The sequence below is a fragment of the Clostridium muellerianum genome (assembly GCF_012926525.1).
Classification (GTDB): domain Bacteria; phylum Bacillota; class Clostridia; order Clostridiales; family Clostridiaceae; genus Clostridium_AM; species Clostridium_AM muellerianum.
Genome location: NZ_JABBNI010000023.1, coordinates 47,273 through 61,321, shown reverse-complemented (window position 1 = coordinate 61,321; position 14,049 = coordinate 47,273). Strand labels below are relative to the sequence as shown.

The following is a 14,049-nucleotide window of genomic DNA, read 5'->3' as shown; positions in this document are numbered from 1 at the left end:
TTCCTATTTCACATTCATCATATCTATTCTGTCTTGTATAACTATCTATTGTTGATGGTAATAAATCTGCATCTCCTTCATCTTGAAGATGCTTTAAAAGTTCTATATGTTCATTTATTAGCGCAACTCCTGCTCTTGGTTGTGCTAATGTTATTCCTGCTTCCTTAGCTTTTCTTAATTTTACTGAAAAGTTCTTATGTTCTGGCACCTTTTTTAAATATTCTACAGCTTCCTTTAAGTCCACTTCGCTTCCTGTTGGCCACTGGCTTAATACTTCTTTTCTCATTTCGAAAAATTCTTCATCTGTCCACTTTTTATTTTTAAGTTCCACCTGAATTACCCCCTAATCAACTTTCACTAAATATTTTTTCATTATTCTAACTGCCATATCTGGATATTCTTCAGCTAAAAGCCCCATAGCAGACATTATGTACGTTTTATCAAGTAAGTACTGTGGATTTTTAGGTTTCAAATGTGTAGGATTAGTTTGATCAAAAGTTCCTGCCTTTAATATTTCTGCAGGATTTTCACTATGAACTAGTACTCCACCTGTTCCTATAAGGTATTTTACTTCTAAAAGATCTTTGCCTTCCTGTGAATATATTACTCCACATGGAGTATACAATGTTTCAAGTACACCTACATGTCTTTCTAATGATATTTCAGTTGCTGCTTTAGCCATAGCTTCATCAAATTTTATTTCTTCTTTGGTCTTTGGTACCATTTTTATATTTTCTACTCTAAATTTACAATTTGCTTCTACATCTACACTTTTATCATTTAAATATCTACATATTTTTTTTGTAGTTGCCGCTTCTAATAATGCTTCTGCAGAGTACCTCATTCCTAAATCTCCCTCAACAGTTCTTTTAGCAAATGGTTCTTGAAGTCCTCTTAAAGTAACTCCTGCCTTTGATGGTTCTCCATCTGCCAATGAATGCACATCTGTAGTGGCCCCTCCTATATCTACAACTACTAAATCTCCTACTCCATCTTCTTTGTCCGTTCCTTCACTTAAAACCCTTGCAGCTTTAAGCACTGCTGCTGGAGTTGGCATTAATATTCCACTTATATAGTTTTCAGCTTTTTTCATTCCTTTTGCTTCAACTATCTTTTCCATAAATATCTTTCTTATTTCTTCTCTAGCTGGTTCCACATTTAAAACATTAAGTTTTGGCATTACGTTATCTGTAACTCTATAAAACATATTAGCTCCGCTTAATATTTCCTCAACTGTATCTACTGCAACCTTATTTCCAGCTACAACTACTGGCTTATTTATTCCACTTTCAGCAAGCATTTTAGCATTATGGATTATACACTGTTTGTTTCCCCCATCTGTTCCCCCTGCTAAAAGTATAATATCTAAATTAGAATTTTTCATTTCGTTTATTTCTTTTGATGTAAGATCATAACTATAAACATTTAAAACCCTAGCACCAGCACCAAGTGCTGCTCTTTTAGCCGCTTCAGCTGTAAGTTCTGGCACTAATCCAATAGCTACCATTTTTAATCCACCTGCAGCAGAAGAACATGCTAGTTTTTTTAAAAAATTAACTTCTTTTCCTTCTAGTTTCTCTTGAAGTTTTTTATAGGCGTTATTAAAACCTACCATTATGTCACTTTCTACAGTAGTAATATCCTTCGCTGTGGCAAGGATTTCTTCACTTTCTACATCTACAGCAGTAAGCTTTGTATATGTGCTACCAAAATCTATCAGCAAGTAACTATTCAACTCAATCACTCCTGTTTTACTCACATAGAGCCTTTATTTTTAATTAATATTCTAATCTTCAATTTTTAAATCTTTCTTTAAATCTTCAATGTCAACTTCTGGTGATGTGCCTGGTGCATAAACCCTATCAAATCCCATTTCTTTAAATTTCTTCTCTATATCTTCCCACTTTTGTTTTCCTACTACCAAATTTCCACCAGCATATAATAGTATTCCATCCAATCCTGATTCATTAAGTTTTTCTCTTAAGCCTCTACAATCGATTTCACCATGTCCATATAGAGATGAAACTACTATCGCATCTGCATTAGTTTCTATAGCAGCATTAATAAAGTCTTCCTGTGGAGAAAGTACTCCTATATTAACTACATTAAATCCTGCTTGTGTAAACGAGTGTTGTAGTATTTTATTACCAACTGCATGGCAATCAGAACCGATTACACCTATAACTAAAGTCTTCATTAATAATCCCCCCAACCTTTACTTTTGATATTTTAATTCTATTATTTTTGATTTTAAAGCTTTTACAGAACTATCATCCAAGCTATATAAAAACTTCATTGTTTCCTTATCTTCTGTAATATTTTCCTTTACATCTTTATATCTACCTGGAGATACTATTATCACATCCGAATTAGACACAATTTTTGCCAATTCCTCTTTATCTGTTGTATTTGTGTATTGAATATCAATATTGGCAAGTCCTGCTTTTTCTAAAGCACCTCTAGCTTTAAACATAAACTCTTGAGACATACAAACGAATCCAAATTTAGTTTGTTCAGGGTATCTTGCAATTTTAACTATCGTTTGTAAATCAACATTTATAGCTACTCCAATTACTTCCTTTTTAAATGGTCTTGTCAACCTTACTACCTCGTTAACATGATTAAACGTTGCTATTATTACTTGACTCTTTTCTATCACGCTTTTAGTTTCTTTTGTTGCAGTTCTTATATCCTCTAAAGTAAATGGTATAACATTCATATTGGTACTATCCATTAATTGTTTACTAAACATTTTGGCTTGTTCAATATTACATTCAACATATAATGCTGTTATTTTACTCATAAGTTCCTTTTTTTCTCTTACTCGCTGCATAACAACTTCTAAAAACTCATCCGCATCCATACCACTTTCTAAAGCTTCTTCAAATCCTAAATCTACAAACTTTATTATCTTTTCTTTTATGTTTTGTACTTTCCATGGATTGGCTTCTTCTGCTACAAAAGTTCCTCGTCCTTGATAGGATTTTAAAACTCCTTCTTGTTCCAGCTCGTTATACGCTGTACTTATAGTATTCCTACTTACTTTTAACCTTTCAGACAATTCTCTTTCAGTTGGCATTTTATTGCCTACCATCAAAGTATCAGTCTTGATTAAGTTCATAATTTGCTTTTTTACCTGTAAGTACAGTGGCACTCCACTGTCTTTATCTATTTTAATTTCTATAGCAATCACCCCGAAACTTATTGGATTAATGGACTAGTCCATTTCTTGATTTAATGATATCACACCTGAAAATTGACTTCAATAACTTTTTGTCAATATGCAATTTTAAGAAAATTTCGTCATTTTCTATATTTGAGTACACTTATTTTTACTATAATTACACACACTTTTCAATTTACCAATACATTAATTAATTAACATAACTTACCTAAGTTTGCATACTCAAACATCAAGCAATTCTTAGGTTCAAATGGATTTTGCTTATAAGAATGACTTTTTCCAAAGCAAAAACTCATTAAATACTATTTAGGTATTTAGTTCCTGAGCAAAGCTCGTTAAATACCATTTAGGTATTTAGTTCCTGAGCAAAGCTCGTTAAATACCATTTAGGTATTTAGTTCCTGAGCAAAGCTCGTTAAATACCATTTAGGTATTTAACCCATCCGAATCTTAGGAAATCTTATCTACAGGCGTAAAGTAGCTATCCCCCATTTTGATAGAAAGTGGAAGTGATAATAATGATAGCAATTGGATAAAAAAACAACAAATTTCTACCTAATATTTCATAAAACTTTACTTAAAAAATGACAAGACCTGAATGCTTTCTTTCACAATATCAGGCCTTGTTTCTACAATTTTACATTTTTTTACTATTGTTCATAATAATCATCAATTGATTTTATAAGTGACTTCACTATTTTATCTTGGTATTCACTAGTATTTAATTTTTCAGCTTCCACCTGATTAGATAAAAAGCCACATTCTACAAGTATAGATGGCATACTATCATTACATCTTAATACTTTATAGGAATCTAATGCAGGCTTTTCTTTTCTCTTGTTATTAGGATCTAAATCTCTTCGTAAATTTTCCTGAGTTATTTTTGCAAGCTTCTCACTCTCCGCATTTTTAGAATACCAAACCTGCGCTCCATAGTATTTTTCTTCAGGAAACATATTAAGATGTATGCTTACAAACATATTACATTTGCTATCTTTTTTCATTTTACATCTGTTATTTAAATCTTCAACTTTTTTCTTTCTTATTCTGCCATTATCTTCATATAATCCTTTGTCTTCTTCTCTTGTCATAATTACTTTGTATTTTTGCTTTTCTAATTCAGATTTAAACTTTAATGATATTTTCAAATTTATGTCTTTCTCTAAAATTCCACTTCTAGACTCAGCTCCACCATCAATTCCACCATGGCCAGGATCTATAAGTATGGTTACATTTTTTTTATCATTACTACTTGTGTTTAAATGAAACATAGGCATAGAATATTTGATATTAACATAAAATACAGAAACTAATCCCAAAGATACAGTTAAAACAACTAACATTAATATTCTATTTTTAAAACGCACTATTACCCCTCCTAAAATAAAACTTCATCTATATTCTATGCCTTAATATCGCTTTTTAATTAACACAATTTTTTACAATAAAAAAAGAGAGGAAATTCCTCTCTCTTTCTTATCTCTTTGAGAACTGTGAAGCTTTTCTAGCCTTTTTAAGACCATATTTCTTTCTTTCTTTCATTCTTGGATCTCTTGTTAAGAAACCAGCTTTCTTAAGTTCTGGTCTTAGGTTTTCATCAGCCTTTAAAAGTGCTCTTGAAATACCATGTCTTATAGCTCCAGCCTGACCAGTAAATCCACCACCGTGTACATTTACTAATACATCAAATTTTTCTTTAGTTCCTGTTAAAACTAATGGTTGGTTAACTATAACCATTAAAGTTTCTAATCCGAAATAGCTTTCCATTTCTCTTTTATTTATTACTACTTTACCTTCACCAGGTACAAGTCTTACTCTTGCAATTGATTTTTTTCTTCTTCCTGTTCCAAAATACTGAACTTTAGCCATTTTTTCTCCTCCTTCCAGCTTCCAATTAATATCTTAATTCTAATACTTCTGGTTTTTGAGCTTGATTATCATGCTCAGCACCTCTGTATACTTTTAACTTTTTAAGCATTTGTCTTCCTAATACGCCCTTTGGAAGCATTCTTCTAACTGCTTCTTGGAATACAAATTCAGGTTTCTTTGCTATAGCCTCTCTATATGGAGTCTCTTTTAATCCACCTGGATAAAGTGAATGGTGTCTTAACATTTTCTGATCTAATTTTTTACCAGTTAAAACTACCTTTTCTGCATTTATTATTATAACAAAATCTCCTGTATCAACATGTGGTGTAAATGTAGGTTTATTTTTTCCTCTTAATATTGAAGCAACCTGGCTTGCTACTCTTCCTAGTGGCTTTCCAGCAGCATCAACAACATACCATTTTCTTTCAACTTCTTGTGGTTTTGCTATGTATGATTTCATGTTTTTACCTCCCTAAATTCTTTTACAAAATACGTACCTCTATATAAAGATCCGGGGCTAGTGGATCTTTTATACTTATAATACAAACATACATTATTATAATACAATCTCCCTGGCGTGTCAATAAGTTAAACACTGAAATTACTTAGTTTCCTTAATAAAACACTTCTTCTAAAATTAATCCACATGCTGGAACAGATTTTCCTGCATTAGCTCTATTTTTAGAAGTAATTATTTTCTCAATATCTTCAGGGTTAAACTTGCTAACTCCTACATCTAACAAGGTTCCCACTATAATTCTAACCATATTATATAGGAATCCATCTCCTGTGATACTAAACCTTATGTATTTACCATCTTTATCTATTGTAAGTTCTTTTATTGTTCTCACAGATGTTTTTACAGAACTTCCCTGCTTTTTAAATGCAGAAAAATCATGAGTTCCCAAAAAATACTTTGATGCTTTTCTCATCCGTTCAATATCTAATGTTTTATTAAAATAATATACATAATTTCTTTCTATGGCTGGTCTATTAGATCCATTTACTACAGTATACACGTATCTCTTACCTATACTATTATATCTAGAATGAAATTCTTTATCTACTTCTTTAGACTCTACAACAACTATATCTTCTGGCAAAAAAGCATTTAGTGCCCTTTTAAAGTTATTTGGAGGTATCGAATTTTCCGTAAAAAAATTACAAACAAATCCTTTGGCATGAACTCCTGCATCCGTCCTGCTAGATCCTATAACTTTTGAAAAAACTCCAGTAACATTTTCGATAGCTTCCTCAATTTTTTGTTGAATTGATTCACCATTATTTTGTCTTTGCCATCCACAATAATTAGTACCATCATACTCAATTAATAACTTAATATTTTTAGTTAATGCCATGTATTACTCCATACAGAAACAGCTACCAATGCTACTACACTTATTCCTGCAATAAAGTCTCTGTTAGTCATTTTTAATTCCTTCATTCTAGTTCTTCCATCACCGCCCCTATAACATCTAGCTTCCATAGCCATTGCTAATTCGTCAGCTCTTCTAAAGGAACTTATAAAAAGAGGAACTAGTATAGGAATAAGGTTTTTTGCTCTTTGAATTAAATTTCCTGATTCAAAATCAGCGCCTCTAGCCATTTGAGCTTTCATTATCTTATCTGTTTCATCCATCAAAGTTGGAATAAATCTTAATGCTATAGTCATCATCATTGCTAATTCATGAGCAGGTACACCTATTTTCTTAAGTGGATTTAGAAGTTTTTCTATACCATCTGTTAATTCTATTGGTGATGTAGTTAACGTTAATAACGATGTTCCAATTATTAAAAATACAAGTCTTAAAACCATGAATGCAGCAAGTACTAAACCTTCTTTATACACCTTCAAAAATTTCCAAGCATATAATGGCGGATTTTTACCATCTGTCATAAAAATATTTAATAATGCAGTTATTAATACTAATATAAGTATTGGTTTAAGTCCTTTGTATATATAGCTAAAATGAACCTTAGATATAATTATTGAAAGTAAAGTAAATGCTATTATGAATATGTACCCTTTAAAGGTATTTACTAAAAATAGATCTACTATATATATTAAAGATATTAATATCTTTACTCGTGGATCTAACTTATGGATAAAAGAGTCGCCAGGTACATATTGGCCTATTGTAATATCCTTAATCATTTACTAGCTCCCCTAACGTTTTTTTAGTATTCTTAGTATCTCCGCTTTAGCTTGCTGTATAGTAAATATATCATCAGATATATTTATTCCTTTTTCTTTGAGGGCTCTTGCAAGATAAGTAACTTGCGGTACTGCAAGCCCAACGCTTTCCAATGTATCTATTTCTTTAAACACTTGTGTTGGTGTTCCATCAAGTATAGTTTTTCCTTCATGCATAACTAGTATCCTATCTGCAAGTTTTGCTACATCTTCCATACTATGAGAAACAAGTATAATAGTCATTTTATATGCTTTGTGTAAATCTTTTATTTGACCTAAAATATCATCTCTTCCTTTTGGATCAAGACCTGCTGTCGGTTCATCTAATATTAAGACTTTAGGTTCCATAGCCACTACACCTGCTATAGCAACCCTTCTTTTTTGACCCCCACTTAATTCAAAGGGAGACTTGTCTTTATACCTTTCATAATCCAACCCAACCATGTTCATAGCTTTCTTTACTTTGCTGTTTATCTCATCATCACTTAATCCTAAATTTTTAGGACCAAAAGCAATGTCTTTTTCTATAGTTTCTTCAAAAAGTTGATACTCAGGATACTGGAATACAAGACCTACTTTTTTCCTTATGAAATTTAGATTAATTTTCTTTTCAGTAATATCCACATCATCTATTATGATCTTTCCTGAACTTGGTTTTAATAAACCATTAATATGCTGAATAAGTGTAGATTTTCCTGAACCAGTATGACCAATTAAAGCAACAAATTCTCCCTCATTGATATTAGCATTAACATTGTCTAATGCCTTTTTTTCAAAAGGAGATCCTTTCATATACACATGAGTTAAGTTTTCTATTTTAATTGACATAATTCATCCACCATCTCATCTATAGTTAATATATCTGTTCTTATATTTATGCCACTTTCCCGCAGTTCATAGCTTAGCTCTGTCATTTGAGGTACATCAAGTCCTATATTTTTCATCTTTTCAACTTGACTAAAAATATCCCTAGGAGTACCTTCCATCATAACTTTTCCTTCATCCATAACTATTATTCTATCAGCCTTTACTGCTTCTTCCATATAATGAGTAATTAGTATTATAGTTATACCATACTTACTATTTATCTCTTTTATAGTTTTCATTACTTCTTTTCTTCCTGATGGATCTAACATAGCAGTGGATTCATCAAATATTATACATTCAGGCATCATAGCCAGCACTCCTGCTATAGCCACTCTCTGCTTTTGACCTCCAGATAGTAAATGAGGCGCATGCTTCTTATACTGATACATATTTACTCTTTTTAAACATTCGTCTACTCTTTTTCTTATTTCCGCAGGATCAATTCCTAGATTTTCTGGACCAAAAGCAACATCTTCTTCTACAATAGTTGCAACTATTTGATTATCTGGATTTTGAAAAACCATACCAGCTTTGTTTCTTATAGTCCAAACATTTTTTTCATCACATGTATCTAATCCACTCACATACACTTTCCCATCAGTTGGAATTAACAATGCATTCATATGCTTTGCTATAGTTGATTTTCCAGAACCATTCCTTCCTAGAACAACCAGAAACTCTCCTTTTTTCACTTCAAGACTAGCATTATTAATAGCCAATTTTGTTCCATTTTTATCAGCGTTTTCATACTTATAAATAACATTCTTACATTCTATCATCTTATCTTTCATGGAAGCACCTCGCTAAATTAATGCAGCAAATTATTTATATACTTATATATAAGAAAATGGGGATTAAGCTAGTTTACTTAATCCCCTAAATCTTATACTAACTCTAGTATAACTACTTCAGCTCCATCGCCTCTTCTTGGACCTACTTTGTATATTCTAGTATATCCACCATTTCTTTCAGCATATTTAGGAGCTACTTCATCAAATAAATTTTTAACTACTTCCTCTTCAGTTACGAATGAAAGTACTTGTCTTCTAGCATGAAGATCCCCTCTTTTTGCAAGAGTGATCATTTTTTCTGCTAAGTTTTTAGTTTCTTTTGCTCTAGTTTCTGTTGTTTCTATCTTTCCATGCTTTAAAAAACTAGTAACAAGATTTCTAAGCATTGCTCTTCTTTGATCAGTTGGACGACCTAATTTACGATATCCTGCCATCTCTATACCTCCTTACCTTCGTTTTTCTTTGAGTAAACAATGTTAATATTCTTTTTTATTCTTCACTCTGTTTTAAAGATAATCCTAAGGCTTCAAGTTTTTGCTCTACTTCTTCTAAGGATTTCTTACCTAGGTTTCTAACCTTCATCATATCATCCATTGTTCTTTCTGTTAATTCTTGAACAGTATTTATTCCTGCTCTCTTTAAACAATTATAACTTCTAACTGAAAGATCTAGTTCTTCTATAGTCATTTCAAGAACTTTTTCTTTCTTATCTTCTTCTTTTTCAACCATTATTTCAACATTATTTGCATGATCAGTTAATGTCATAAATAATTTAAAGTGCTCTATAAGAATTTTAGCTGATAAACTTATAGCTTCATCGGGCATTATTGTGCCATTAGTCCATACTTCTAAAGATAACTTATCATAATCAGTAATTTGGCCTACCCTTGTATTTCCTACAACAAAGTTGACTCTTTTGATAGGAGTATAGATTGAATCTACTGCAATAGTACCTATAGGCATATCCTCAGATTTGTTCTTTGTTTGAGAAACATATCCTCTTCCAGTACTAACTTGGATTTCCATATATAATCTTCCATCATCATCAAGAGTTGCTATATGTAAATCCTTATTAATTATTTCTATGTCTTCATCTGTCTTTATGTCTCCTGCAGTAACTTCTCCTGGGCCCTGTGCATCTATATAAATAGTTTTAGGACCTTCTCCATTCATCTTTAAAGCTAGACATTTTATGTTTAAAACTAATTCAGCAACATCTTCTTTTACTCCACGAACAGTTGAGAATTCATGAAGTACACCATCTATTTTTATGTGGTTTGCAGCAACTCCTGGTAAAGAAGAAAGAAGAATTCTTCTTAATGCATTACCAAGAGTGATACCATAACCTCTTTCTAATGGTTCCACTACAAATTTTCCATAGGAACCATCTTCACTAACTTCAACACATTCTATTTTAGGCTTTTCTATCTCTAACATGAATATAACCCTCCTTCTATTTGTATTTCAATTTATTTTGAGGGCAACTGATTCTAATATTAATTATTTACTATATAACTCTACTATTAATGTTTCGTTAACAGGAACATCGATATCTTCTCTTGAAGGCTCTCTAAGAATTTTTCCTTCAAAGTTTTCTGGATTTCCTTCTAACCAAGCTGGTAAAGTTTTTGGATTTTCAGCAAAAGTCTTAAACTTTTCTGTTGCTCTACTCTTTTCACTTACAGTTATAACATCATTAGGTGAAACTTGATAAGAAGCGATATCTACCTTCTTACCATTTACTAAAAAGTGTCCGTGTGTTACTAACTGTCTAGCTTCAGGTCTTGAGTTTCCATATCCAAATTTATAAACTACATTATCAAGTCTCATTTCAAGAAGTTTTAACAAGTTTTCACCTGATATACCTCTTTTTCTTTCAGCTCTTTCATAATATGTTCTGAACTGTCCTTCTAGTATTCCATATATTCTTCTAGCTTTTTGTTTCTCTCTTAATTGTAATCCATAGTTAGATAATTTTTTTCTACTTTGTCCGTGCTGTCCTGGTGCATAACCTCTTCTAGAAACTGCACATTTATCTGTAAAGCATCTATCCCCTTTAAGGAATAATTTTAAGCCTTCTCTTCTACATAATCTACATACTGCTCCAGTATATCTTGCCATTAAATTTACACCTCCTATACCTAAACTCTTCTTCTTTTTGGTGGTCTGCATCCGTTATGTGGTATAGGAGTAACATCTTTAATCAATGTAACTTCTAATCCAGCAGCTTGTAGTGATCTTATTGCAGCTTCTCTACCAGCTCCTGGTCCCTTAACGTATACTTCAACACTCTTTAATCCATGTTCCATAGCTGCTTTTGCTGATGTTTCAGCTGCCATTTGAGCAGCAAATGGAGTACTCTTTCTAGAACCTCTAAATCCTAATCCACCTGCACTAGCCCATGATAATGCATTTCCTACAGCATCAGTTATAGTTACTATTGAATTATTAAAAGTTGATTTTATATGTGCACAGCCATGCTCAATATTCTTTTTCTCTTTTCTTCTTCTAGTCTTTCTATTCTTTGATCCAGCTGCCATCTTTCTCCCTCCTTACGCTCTGTTATTTCTTTTTCTTAGCCCCTATCATTTTCTTAGGACCTTTTCTTGTTCTTGCGTTTGTCTTAGTCTTTTGTCCTCTTACTGGAAGACCTCTTCTATGTCTTATTCCTCTGTAACATCCAATTTCGATTAATCTCTTTATGTTAAGAGCAATCTCTCTTCTTAAGTCGCCTTCAACCTTTATGTTCTTATTTACATAGTCTCTTAACGTATTAACTTCTTCTTCAGTTAAATCCTTAACTCTAACATCTGGATTTACTCCAGTTTCACTAAGGATTTTATGAGAAGTTGGTAGTCCTATACCATATATATAAGTTAGACCTATTTCTACTCTTTTTTCCTTTGGTAGGTCGACACCTGCTATTCTTGCCATTAAAATTTACACCTCCTGAATATCTAGTTGGTATGGATTTATTTTTTATATAAAGCTTTAGGTCAATAGAATAATTTTAATTCTACATGCAGCCGCATCCTAAAACATTAATAACATAAAATTGTTTTTTATTAATAATTTATTAGCCTTGTTTTTGTTTGTGTTTAGGATTTTCACAGATAACCATTACTCTTCCTTTTCTTTTAATAATTTTGCATTTTTCACACATAGGCTTAACTGATGGTCTTACTTTCATAGCTAACCCTCCTTACTTTGCTCTCCAGGTTATTCTTCCACGACTTAAATCGTATGGAGAAAGCTCTACTGTAACTTTGTCACCTGGAAGAATTCTTATAAAGTTCATTCTTAACTTACCTGATATATGTGCCAATATTTTATGTCCGCTTTCCAATTCTACTTCAAACATAGCATTAGGTAACGCTTCTAAAACAGTACCCTGCATTTCTATAACATCATCTTTTGACATAAGGTAATCAAACCTCCTTATTCTTGTCGTAAGACTGCATAAATTTTCTTATCATCGCACTATTAACTTTTTGATTTGATATTAACAGATCTCTTATTTCTTCAGCTACAGAACTAGTAAAGTTTAAATGCTTCACTTTTTTCTTTTTTGGTTTTTCTACAGTTCTAAGGTCTCCATCACAAATATAAACATATTCATCATCTAACACGCTTAGTATTATGAAGAATTTTCCTTTATCTCTTCCTGCTTTTGAACAAACTAACTTTCCTATACAGCTATTACTGTCTAACAACATATTCACCTCTATTAAATTAAGGTCAGTATCTCAGGACCGTTCTCTAAAATAGCAACGGTATTTTCATAATGAGCTGATAGGCTACCATCCATTGTTACAACAGTCCAATTGTTAGGTTCTGTTTCTACACGGCATTTTCCTGCATTTACCATAGGTTCTATGGCGAGCACAATACCCCGAGTTAATTTTGGTCCTCTTCCAGGTCTTCCATAATTAGGTACCTCAGGATCTTCGTGCATATCTTTGCCTATACCATGACCTACATATTCTCTTACTATAGAATATCCAAAGCTTTCAGCATAAGCTTGAATAGATGCAGAAATATCAGTTAATCTATTTCCAACAACAGCTTTTTCAACACCTTTAAAAAAACTTTGTTTTGTCACTTCAATTAAGTTTTCAGCTTCTTTAGAAATTTTGCCTACAGCAAAAGTTCTTGCTGCATCGCCCTGATATCCATTCAATATAGCTCCACAATCAACGCTTATTATATCGCCTTCTTGCAAAATTACATTTTTATTTGGAATACCATGAACTACTTCCTTATTAACTGAAGTACATATTGAACCTGGAAATCCACAATACCCTTTAAAGGATGGTTTTGCTCCCTGTTTTTCAATATAGCTTTCTGCAATTCTATCCAATTCTGCAGTTGTTATACCAGGTTTCACTGCTTCTTCAAGTTTCAACAGGGTATTTCCAACAACTTTACCCGCCTGCCTCATATACTCTATTTCTCTGTCTGTTTTAATTATTATCATTTACCAACAGCTCCTAGAACATTACAAATTTCATCAAAAACTTTTGTTATTTCTCCTGTTCCTTCTACTGTTGAGAGTATACTTTGATTTTTATAGTATTGAATAAGTGGTTGAGTCTGCCTATCATACACATCTAATCTTTCTTTAACAGTTGCTTCAGTATCATCTTTTCTTTGTATTAATTCGCCGCCACAAGCATCACATTTTCCTTCAACATTAGAAGGATTAAACTTTACATGGTAGCTTGCGCCACATTTTGAACAAACTCTTCTTCCTGTCATCCTTTCTAGAATAAATTCCTTAGGAACATCTATAAGTAATGCAGTATCAATTTTTTGTTCATTAGCATTTAAAAATGAATCTAAAGCTTCAGCCTGCTTAACTGTTCTTGGAAATCCGTCTAATAAAAAGCCATTCTTACAATCATCTTCATTCAACCTATCTTTTACTATTCCTATAGTAACTTCATCAGGTACTAGCTTTCCATTATCCATATATGTTTTAGCCTCAATTCCAAGAGGAGTTTTTTCTGAAATATTCTTTCTAAAAATATCTCCTGTAGATATATGAGGTATTAAAAATTTTTCACTAATTAATTTAGCCTGAGTTCCTTTTCCAGCTCCTGGAGGACCTAATAAAATTATTTTCACTTGAATCATCTCCAAAT

At 32.1% G+C, this 14,049-nt stretch carries 20 protein-coding genes and 1 pseudogene; all 21 read right to left on the bottom strand.

Annotated elements, in window-relative coordinates:
• Window positions 1-331: pseudogene (locus tag HBE96_RS12820) on the bottom strand (methylaspartate mutase subunit E); the annotation flags it as partial.
• Window positions 332-343: 12 nt separating this feature from the next.
• Complete coding sequence (gene glmL / locus HBE96_RS12815) at window positions 344-1,735, bottom strand: methylaspartate mutase accessory protein GlmL (protein ID WP_169298137.1); 1,392 nt, start codon at window positions 1,733-1,735, stop codon at window positions 344-346.
• Between the two features lie 51 nt (window positions 1,736-1,786).
• Window positions 1,787-2,197 (bottom strand): methylaspartate mutase subunit S, encoded by a 411-nt coding sequence (gene glmS / locus HBE96_RS12810; protein WP_169298136.1) that lies wholly within the window; start codon window positions 2,195-2,197, stop codon window positions 1,787-1,789.
• An 18-nt stretch (window positions 2,198-2,215) separates the two neighbouring features.
• Window positions 2,216-3,205: a GntR family transcriptional regulator gene (locus tag HBE96_RS12805; protein ID WP_169298138.1), complete on the bottom strand. Its 990-nt coding sequence runs from the start codon at window positions 3,203-3,205 to the stop codon at window positions 2,216-2,218.
• Window positions 3,206-3,834: 629 nt separating this feature from the next.
• Entirely contained in the window at window positions 3,835-4,551 is a 717-nt protein-coding gene (cwlD, locus tag HBE96_RS12800) for an N-acetylmuramoyl-L-alanine amidase CwlD (protein WP_169298135.1), read from the bottom strand.
• A gap of 109 nt (window positions 4,552-4,660) precedes the next feature.
• Entirely contained in the window at window positions 4,661-5,053 is a 393-nt protein-coding gene (gene rpsI / locus HBE96_RS12795; protein ID WP_169298134.1) for a 30S ribosomal protein S9, read from the bottom strand.
• Window positions 5,054-5,078: 25 nt separating this feature from the next.
• The gene (gene rplM / locus HBE96_RS12790) at window positions 5,079-5,513 is read right to left on the bottom strand and encodes a 50S ribosomal protein L13 (protein WP_007062406.1); all 435 of its coding nucleotides are present in this window, start codon (window positions 5,511-5,513) and stop codon (window positions 5,079-5,081) included.
• A 154-nt stretch (window positions 5,514-5,667) separates the two neighbouring features.
• Complete coding sequence (truA, locus tag HBE96_RS12785) at window positions 5,668-6,411, bottom strand: tRNA pseudouridine(38-40) synthase TruA (protein WP_169298133.1); 744 nt, start codon at window positions 6,409-6,411, stop codon at window positions 5,668-5,670.
• Complete coding sequence (locus tag HBE96_RS12780; RefSeq protein ID WP_169298132.1) at window positions 6,402-7,208, bottom strand: energy-coupling factor transporter transmembrane component T family protein; 807 nt, start codon at window positions 7,206-7,208, stop codon at window positions 6,402-6,404. The genes truA and HBE96_RS12780 overlap by 10 nt, the downstream gene beginning before the upstream one ends.
• A gap of 12 nt (window positions 7,209-7,220) precedes the next feature.
• Window positions 7,221-8,075: an energy-coupling factor transporter ATPase gene (locus tag HBE96_RS12775; RefSeq protein WP_169298131.1), complete on the bottom strand. Its 855-nt coding sequence runs from the start codon at window positions 8,073-8,075 to the stop codon at window positions 7,221-7,223.
• Window positions 8,060-8,905 carry an energy-coupling factor transporter ATPase gene (locus HBE96_RS12770; RefSeq protein WP_169298130.1) on the bottom strand — a complete coding sequence of 282 codons (846 nt, stop codon included), beginning with the start codon at window positions 8,903-8,905 and terminating at the stop codon, window positions 8,060-8,062. Before HBE96_RS12770 ends, HBE96_RS12775 begins: the two co-directional genes overlap by 16 nt.
• A 92-nt stretch (window positions 8,906-8,997) precedes the next feature.
• Window positions 8,998-9,339: a 50S ribosomal protein L17 gene (gene rplQ, locus HBE96_RS12765; protein ID WP_169298129.1), complete on the bottom strand. Its 342-nt coding sequence runs from the start codon at window positions 9,337-9,339 to the stop codon at window positions 8,998-9,000.
• Window positions 9,340-9,394: 55 nt separating this feature from the next.
• A complete protein-coding gene (locus HBE96_RS12760; RefSeq protein ID WP_169298128.1) occupies window positions 9,395-10,342 on the bottom strand; it encodes a DNA-directed RNA polymerase subunit alpha in 948 nt (315 codons plus the stop codon).
• Between the two features lie 63 nt (window positions 10,343-10,405).
• Complete coding sequence (gene rpsD, locus HBE96_RS12755) at window positions 10,406-11,026, bottom strand: 30S ribosomal protein S4 (RefSeq protein ID WP_169298127.1); 621 nt, start codon at window positions 11,024-11,026, stop codon at window positions 10,406-10,408.
• A gap of 20 nt (window positions 11,027-11,046) precedes the next feature.
• Window positions 11,047-11,445 (bottom strand): 30S ribosomal protein S11, encoded by a 399-nt coding sequence (gene rpsK, locus HBE96_RS12750; protein WP_169298126.1) that lies wholly within the window; start codon window positions 11,443-11,445, stop codon window positions 11,047-11,049.
• Window positions 11,446-11,467: 22 nt separating this feature from the next.
• Window positions 11,468-11,839, bottom strand: a complete 372-nt coding sequence (rpsM, locus tag HBE96_RS12745) for a 30S ribosomal protein S13 (RefSeq protein ID WP_169298125.1) — start codon at window positions 11,837-11,839, stop codon at window positions 11,468-11,470.
• A 142-nt stretch (window positions 11,840-11,981) separates the two neighbouring features.
• A complete protein-coding gene (gene rpmJ, locus HBE96_RS12740) occupies window positions 11,982-12,095 on the bottom strand; it encodes a 50S ribosomal protein L36 (protein ID WP_007062395.1) in 114 nt (37 codons plus the stop codon).
• 12 nt (window positions 12,096-12,107) lie between these two features.
• The gene (infA, locus tag HBE96_RS12735) at window positions 12,108-12,326 is read right to left on the bottom strand and encodes a translation initiation factor IF-1 (RefSeq protein ID WP_007062394.1); all 219 of its coding nucleotides are present in this window, start codon (window positions 12,324-12,326) and stop codon (window positions 12,108-12,110) included.
• 7 nt (window positions 12,327-12,333) lie between these two features.
• Window positions 12,334-12,621: a KOW domain-containing RNA-binding protein gene (locus HBE96_RS12730; RefSeq protein ID WP_169298124.1), complete on the bottom strand. Its 288-nt coding sequence runs from the start codon at window positions 12,619-12,621 to the stop codon at window positions 12,334-12,336.
• Window positions 12,622-12,632: 11 nt separating this feature from the next.
• Window positions 12,633-13,382 carry a type I methionyl aminopeptidase gene (map, locus tag HBE96_RS12725; RefSeq protein ID WP_169298123.1) on the bottom strand — a complete coding sequence of 250 codons (750 nt, stop codon included), beginning with the start codon at window positions 13,380-13,382 and terminating at the stop codon, window positions 12,633-12,635.
• On the bottom strand, window positions 13,379-14,032 hold the full coding sequence (locus HBE96_RS12720) for an adenylate kinase (protein WP_169298122.1): 654 nt from the start codon (window positions 14,030-14,032) through the stop codon (window positions 13,379-13,381). Before HBE96_RS12720 ends, map begins: the two co-directional genes overlap by 4 nt.
• Between the last annotated feature and the right edge of the window lie 17 nt (window positions 14,033-14,049).

Coding starts and splice junctions, on each gene's coding strand:
- glmS (WP_169298136.1), bottom strand. CDS start 2,197: ATGAAGACTTTAGTTATAGGTGTAATCGGTTCTGATTGCCATGCAGTT.
- rpsI (WP_169298134.1), bottom strand. CDS start 5,053: ATGGCTAAAGTTCAGTATTTTGGAACAGGAAGAAGAAAAAAATCAATT.
- rplM (WP_007062406.1), bottom strand. CDS start 5,513: ATGAAATCATACATAGCAAAACCACAAGAAGTTGAAAGAAAATGGTAT.
- truA (WP_169298133.1), bottom strand. CDS start 6,411: ATGGCATTAACTAAAAATATTAAGTTATTAATTGAGTATGATGGTACT.
- HBE96_RS12780 (WP_169298132.1), bottom strand. CDS start 7,208: ATGATTAAGGATATTACAATAGGCCAATATGTACCTGGCGACTCTTTT.
- HBE96_RS12775 (WP_169298131.1), bottom strand. CDS start 8,075: ATGTCAATTAAAATAGAAAACTTAACTCATGTGTATATGAAAGGATCT.
- HBE96_RS12770 (WP_169298130.1), bottom strand. CDS start 8,905: ATGAAAGATAAGATGATAGAATGTAAGAATGTTATTTATAAGTATGAA.
- rplQ (WP_169298129.1), bottom strand. CDS start 9,339: ATGGCAGGATATCGTAAATTAGGTCGTCCAACTGATCAAAGAAGAGCA.
- HBE96_RS12760 (WP_169298128.1), bottom strand. CDS start 10,342: ATGTTAGAGATAGAAAAGCCTAAAATAGAATGTGTTGAAGTTAGTGAA.
- rpsD (WP_169298127.1), bottom strand. CDS start 11,026: ATGGCAAGATATACTGGAGCAGTATGTAGATTATGTAGAAGAGAAGGC.
- rpsK (WP_169298126.1), bottom strand. CDS start 11,445: ATGGCAGCTGGATCAAAGAATAGAAAGACTAGAAGAAGAAAAGAGAAA.
- rpsM (WP_169298125.1), bottom strand. CDS start 11,839: ATGGCAAGAATAGCAGGTGTCGACCTACCAAAGGAAAAAAGAGTAGAA.
- rpmJ (WP_007062395.1), bottom strand. CDS start 12,095: ATGAAAGTAAGACCATCAGTTAAGCCTATGTGTGAAAAATGCAAAATT.
- infA (WP_007062394.1), bottom strand. CDS start 12,326: ATGTCAAAAGATGATGTTATAGAAATGCAGGGTACTGTTTTAGAAGCG.
- HBE96_RS12730 (WP_169298124.1), bottom strand. CDS start 12,621: ATGTTGTTAGACAGTAATAGCTGTATAGGAAAGTTAGTTTGTTCAAAA.
- map (WP_169298123.1), bottom strand. CDS start 13,382: ATGATAATAATTAAAACAGACAGAGAAATAGAGTATATGAGGCAGGCG.